Here is a 6,388-nt window from a genome sequence, read left to right on the forward strand (position 1 = left end):
GTGGGGAATTACACCCCGCCCTGAGAATTTAATCGTACAGTCAATGATTTGATTACTGTCGACAAGCTTATGGTGCCTTGATTTGGCATAAATGACAAGTATTTAAAGCGGCAGCTGTTTGACCGTAATGTGACTCTTGTCGCACTAGGAGCTATAGTTAATTTATAATTGCTTTATAGCTGTATATATCGGTAACAAAATGAGGAGTGAATGATGAAAACTATGCTAATGGTTATCGTTATGTCAGGCGTATTGAGTGCTTGTAGTAGTGACCCGCAGGGGACTGATGGCTATTTTGATGAGCCAGTAGACAATAACGATATGCCCTATATATATCCTCATCCACTGGGGGACTCCAACACGTATATAGAAATGCAAAAGGATATTGAGGCGGGGTCTGTAGATAGCTATAGCGCGTTTAATTACCCTTATGGTAATTCTTGAGCAGCCGTAATATGGGGATCGAGTGATGAAAAAAATGATGATGGTAATTGTTATATCAGGTGTTTTGAGCGCTTGCAGTAGTGATCCTAATCGGGTCGGTAGTTATTCAGGTGAATATGAAGAGAATTCATATCTCCTGCCAGAGGAACGTTTGAATCCTTATTCAGAGCATTACAGACAGATGCAATATGAAGATGAATATGAAGCTTCATATAACTATAAAGATGAATATGATTATGAATATGAAGATAGCTTCAATGAGTTTCATTATTAATTTATAGTAAAATGATGGTTTATCAATGTGCTTGTGGTTATTACACTTAGCACATTGATAAGTAGCTGGGATCTAACCGCCAGCTAGTTTAACGGTATAGCCTTTTTTCTCTAAAAATTCTTTGGCCATCTCTCGTTGGTCGCCTTGGATCTCGATGATGAAATCTTTCACGCTACCGCCCACACCACTTTTCTTTTTTAATTCTTTAGCCAGTGCTTTTAATTCTTTTTCGGGTAAGTCGATACCGCTAATTGTCGTCGCGCCTTTACCTTTACGGCCTTTAGTTTCACGGCGAATACGCACAATACCATCACCTTCTGGCGCCGTTTCAATTTGTTTTTCTTCTTTAATACGGCCGCTTTCGGTTGAGAAAAACATGCGGATATTGTCATCGAAATGCATATCAATACTCATTAACAGTCAATAAAAGGGTGTTCAGTCAAGCTGAGTTAGGGAGGATTATAGCAAACAAAAGTAAAAATGATAATGCTGGCGTAAACGCTTCCCCAAACCGCATATGTAAGTTTGGGGAAATGTGCGTGACGCTGAGGTTATGTCATTCGCATGAGCTGATAACTAGTTATCAAACTCATGAATAATATGATTGAGCAGGCTGCCTTCTAACAGTGATTTGCGTACTAATGCGACACCAGCCATAGACGGTTCATTTTGAAATTTAGCTTCGCTAATCACCAAGTTTGGTACGAAACTACCTAAAGCATGCTGCGCCACACTGTGCTCAATAATAGGGAAAATGAGCGATTTTGCTGCGACAATCTCGCCTTTGATTAACACCTTTTGTGGGTTAAACAAGTTAACAATGATTGCAATAGCTTGACCAAGTAGCTTACTCATGCGTTGTAATACTTGCACGGATAATTCATCACCATGATTAGCCGCATGACAAATGGATTCGATGCTTAAATTATCAAGTGTCAGGCTGGTTTCATGACCTTGGGTAATCAACGCTGTCATCTGTTTAAGGATCGCTTCATTAGAAGCAATGGTTTCTAAGCAACCATGGCTGCCACAATGGCAAAGTAAACCGAGTGGGTCAATACGGATATGACCAATTTCCCCCACTTGGTTATTGTAATTAGTAAAGATTTTACCGTTATTAATAATACCTGAACCGATACCATCATGCACCGACAGTAATACACTGTCTTGACAGTCTTGCGCCGCACCAGAATACAGTTCTGCTAATGATAAAGCTTGGGTATGGTTGGCAATATAAGCAGGAACACTAAACTCTTCGGTGAGCAGTTTCCCGAGCGGTATATCTTTTAAATTGTGTTTTGGTAGATACACAATCGTGCCTGATTCACGGTCGATCAAGCCGGGTGATGTCACCGCTATGGCGATAAGACGCTGTTTGTCAGGGTCAATATTAGCGTTAATGAAGTCAGCTATTTGCGCGAATAAAAAGGGGATCACATCGTTGCTTGGGGCAGTGTTTAAAGCGACACGGTAATCGGTCAGCTTAGAACCTGCAATGTCATGCAATGCGATAGTTAAATTGTTACGACCGAGTTTACAGCTGAGAAAGACAAATGGATCTATTTCACAGGTTAGCGATATAGCTGGTCGACCACCAGTAGAGGCTTGTTGTGCAACCTCTTTAATTAACCCCGCCGCCATTAATTGACGTGTCATTTTAGTGATACTAGCAGGCGCTAGTTCGCTAAGTTTTGCTAAATCAACGCGTGAAATTTGCTTCTGTTCATCGATAAGGCGATAAACAGAAGCCGTATTGACTTGCTTAATAAATTCAATATTGGCGACTGGGCTATGTTTCATAATTAGAAGTTTTTCACTTGTCCGTTTACGATCGTTTTGATAACAGTGAAGTCCGCATCAAAGGCTGTTAAATTTGCAACTTTGCCTTTTGCAATGCTACCAAGTTTATCATCTACACCGATTGCTTTTGCAGGGTATAGATTTGCCATGCGCAGTGTTTCATCTAGCGGTAAGCCAACGTGTTTCACTGTATTTTCAACTGCTTCGATCATGGTTAATGCTGATCCACCTAGTGTACCATCGGCACCAACACATTTACCATCGCGATAGAACACTTCTGTGCCCACGAAGTCAAAAGACTCGATTTCGGCACCCGCTGGTGCGACGGCATCCGTCACTAAGACTAATTTTTCGCCCATTAGCTTGTGGCTCATGCGCACATTGGCGTAATCGACGTGGTGACCATCAACAATAATACCGGCGTAAACGTCTTGATGATCATAAATCGCCCCGACCACACCAGGATCACGACCGGTAATCGAGGACATTGCGTTAAACAAATGAGTTGCGAAGCGAGCGCCAGCGTCAAAACCTTGCATACATTCAGTATAAGTTGCGTTGGTGTGGCCGACTGATACTAATATGTCAGCTGCCGCTAATTGTTTAATATGCGCTGAGTCAGTATTTTCGGGTGCTAACGTTACTTTGCTAATCACCGCACTGTTATTACAGATATGGTCAATCATCACTTGTTCACTGCGGCGAATAAGGTCAATACTGTGAATGCCTTTTTTCGCTGTAGACAAGTAAGGACCTTCTAGATGTAAACCTAGAGCTTGGTTACTGTGCTTGGCTAAATATGCAGTCATGGTATCGATAGCAGACTTCATGGCTTCATCAGTCGCCGTGATTAAAGTAGGCAAGTAACTGGTACAACCAAAACGTTCGTTGGTTTGCTGCATGATCTCAAGGGTATCAATACTAATCGCAGTATTAAATAATACGCCACCACAGCCATTGATTTGCAAATCAATGAAGCCGGCAGTCAGGGTTGCACCTGAAAGATCAATACGTTCGATATCTGCTGGGCAATCGGCAAGCGCAATAACATCATGAATGTATTCACCATCGACAATTACACAGTGCTCAGTTAGCACTCTGTCGTTTGTGTAGATAGTACAATTAGTGAGTGCATACATGGTCATTACTCCGTAATAAAGCTTTGAATATTTTGCGCTTCTAGCTCTTTAAAGTAGCGTACAGTTTTTACTTTTAATTCCATCGTAGCTGGTTCGTCACAAGCAATGATTGATTTAGCGTGTAATTGTAGCGCAGAGATAGTCCAAAGGTGGTTTACACTGCCTTCTACTGCTGCTTGAAGTGCTAATGCTTTGTTGTGCCCAGTGATTAACACCAGGATTTCTTTTGAGTCTAATAGTGTACCAACGCCGACCGTCAGCGCAAGTTTTGGCACTTGGCTAATATCATTGTCAAAGAAACGTGAATTAGCAATACGCGTATCTTCAGTTAGTGTCTTGATACGAGTACGTGATGCTAATGACGATGCTGGTTCGTTAAATGCGATATGACCATCAACACCTACGCCACCCATAAATAGGTTTATTTGACCGTAGCTCTTAATTTTAGCTTCGTAACGCTGACATTCAGCTTCAAGGTCCTGTGCATTACCGTTCAGCAAGTTCACGTTCTTATCTTGAATATTTACATGATTAAAAAAGTTGCTGTACATGAATGTGCGGTAGCTTTCTGGATGATCTTTATCTATACCTACATATTCATCCATATTGAAAGTCACAACATGTTCAAAACTAACTTCACCTGCTTGGTGTAATGTGATTAACTCTTTATACGTCGTTAGTGGAGTACCGCCAGTTGGTAGGCCTAAAACAAATGGTTTATCGGCTGTTGGATTAAACGCGTTAATTTTATTAACGATATAAGCTGCGCTCCAGCGACCGACTTGAGCTGGGGTAATCAAAGGAATTAATCTCATGCGATACTCTCTATAGTTTTTAAGTGATATTGATACTTTTTTTTAATTGTAAATTAAGTTTTCGGATCCAGCCATCAAAACTTGTCTTTTTCTGCTCAAATGGTTGAATTAGATCACAGTGTCGCGAATTAAAGATGAATTTGGTTTGTCATTAATGACGTCTTACTTTACATTACGAAATAAGTTGTGAGGTAAGTACGAAGTCTGTTTTTTTTAATGGAACAGCTCTAGTTTCTTAACAAAAACAAAACATTTATTTAGATTTTAAACTTAGAAAAGGATAGTGGCTGTATGTTTAGCTATTTACAAAAAATTGGTCGTGCACTGATGGTTCCTGTGGCAGTTTTACCTGCTGCTGCTGTATTAATGGGTATTGGTTATTGGATTGATCCAGTAGCATGGGGCGGTGAAAGCATGCTTGCAGCATTCTTCATCAAATCTGGTGCTGCAATCATTGATAACATGTCTCTTCTATTTGCTGTAGGTGTTGCTTACGGTATGTCAAAAGACAAAGACGGCTCAGCCGCGCTTGCTGGTCTTGTTGGCTTCTTAGTTGTCACGACATTGCTTTCACCGGGGGCTGTTGCTGCTATCCAAGGTGTTGGCGCTGACCAAGTTTCTGCCGCTTTCGGTAAGATCAACAACCAATTCGTTGGTATCTTAGTTGGTGTTATCTCTGCTGAGCTATATAACCGTTTCAGTGAAGTTGAGCTGCCTAAAGCGCTAACCTTCTTTAGTGGTCGTCGCCTTGTTCCTATCGTAACTTCATTTGTAATGATGGGCGTATCGTTCGTACTAATGTACATCTGGCCACTTATTTTTGATGGTCTGGTATCTTTCGGTACAAGTATTAAAGATATGGGTCCTACAGGCGCTGGTATCTATGCATTCTTTAACCGTATGCTTATCCCTGTTGGTCTTCACCATGCACTTAACTCAGTATTCTGGTTTGACGTTGCTGGTATTAACGATATTCCTAACTTCCTTGGTGGCGCACAATCACTAGCAAACGGCAACGCAACTGTTGGTGTTACTGGTATGTACCAAGCTGGTTTCTTCCCTATCATGATGTTTGGTCTATTAGGTGCGGCACTCGCGTTCGTTCATACTGCTAAACCTGAAAACAAAGCGAAAGTAACATCTATCATGATGGCTGCTGGTTTCGCAACATTCTTCACCGGTGTTACAGAACCACTAGAATTCTCATTCATGTTCGTTGCGCCTGTACTATTTGTACTACATGCATTCCTAACGGGGGTGTCTGTATTCATCGCTGCTTCAATGCAGTGGATTGCAGGTTTCGGCTTCAGTGCTGGTCTCGTTGATTTAGTATTGTCTTCACGTAACCCACTTGCTACACAGTGGTACATGTTGCTTGTTCAAGGTGCTGCATTCTTCGTTATCTACTACGTTTCATTCCGCGCTATCATCGTTAAGTTTAACCTTAAGACTCCTGGCCGCGAAGACGCTGGTGAAGAAGCTGCAGCTCCGGCTAAAGCAGGTAAAGCATCACACGTTGAAGTTGCTGCTAAAGTTTTCGAACTTGTTGGTGGTAAAGACAACTTAGTACACGTTGATAACTGTGCGACACGTCTACGTCTTGATGTTAAAGATTCATCTTTAGTAAATGACGCTGAACTTAAGCGCCACGTACCAGGTGTAATCAAGCCAAGCAAAACGGCTGTTCAAGTCGTGATTGGTCCACAAGTTGAATTCGTTGCTAACGCACTTAAAAAACTTGTTTAATATCCTTACCGTGAAGTTAGCTACTAAGTAGTTAACCGCTAGGTACAAAAAGGGCGATGCAGTTAATGCATCGCCCTTTTTTTATAAGCATATAAATTGGATAACAAAGGGCTAAATAAAGAACTAAGCAAATAGCTAAACAAATAACGAATAGGTATGACCTGACAATT

The 6,388-nt window shown here is 41.3% G+C and carries 6 protein-coding genes; 2 read left to right on the top strand and 4 right to left on the bottom strand.

Features of this window, described 5'->3' with window-relative positions; translation table 11 throughout:
- Positions 1–469 precede the first annotated feature (469 nt).
- Positions 470–718, top strand: coding sequence for a hypothetical protein (locus QNK26_RS14835; protein WP_319224420.1), 249 nt, complete (start codon positions 470–472; stop codon positions 716–718).
- A 72-nt stretch (positions 719–790) separates the two neighbouring features.
- Here the strand turns inward: QNK26_RS14835 and yciH are convergent, their stop codons facing one another.
- From yciH to nagB, 4 genes are all read right to left on the bottom strand, one after another.
- Positions 791–1,132, bottom strand: coding sequence for a stress response translation initiation inhibitor YciH (gene yciH / locus QNK26_RS14840; protein ID WP_319224422.1), 342 nt, complete (start codon positions 1,130–1,132; stop codon positions 791–793).
- 162 nt (positions 1,133–1,294) lie between these two features.
- A complete protein-coding gene (locus QNK26_RS14845) occupies positions 1,295–2,518 on the bottom strand; it encodes an ROK family protein (protein WP_319224425.1) in 1,224 nt (407 codons plus the stop codon).
- Between the two features lie 2 nt (positions 2,519–2,520).
- Complete coding sequence (nagA, locus tag QNK26_RS14850) at positions 2,521–3,657, bottom strand: N-acetylglucosamine-6-phosphate deacetylase (RefSeq protein WP_319224428.1); 1,137 nt, start codon at positions 3,655–3,657, stop codon at positions 2,521–2,523.
- 5 nt (positions 3,658–3,662) lie between these two features.
- Complete coding sequence (nagB, locus tag QNK26_RS14855) at positions 3,663–4,472, bottom strand: glucosamine-6-phosphate deaminase (protein ID WP_319224431.1); 810 nt, start codon at positions 4,470–4,472, stop codon at positions 3,663–3,665.
- A 291-nt stretch (positions 4,473–4,763) separates the two neighbouring features.
- Between nagB and nagE the strand changes: the two genes are divergently transcribed.
- Positions 4,764–6,218 (top strand): N-acetylglucosamine-specific PTS transporter subunit IIBC, encoded by a 1,455-nt coding sequence (gene nagE, locus QNK26_RS14860; protein WP_319224433.1) that lies wholly within the window; start codon positions 4,764–4,766, stop codon positions 6,216–6,218.
- Positions 6,219–6,388 lie beyond the last annotated feature (170 nt).

This window comes from Moritella sp. (genome assembly GCF_033791185.1).
Lineage (GTDB): Bacteria > Pseudomonadota > Gammaproteobacteria > Enterobacterales > Moritellaceae > Moritella.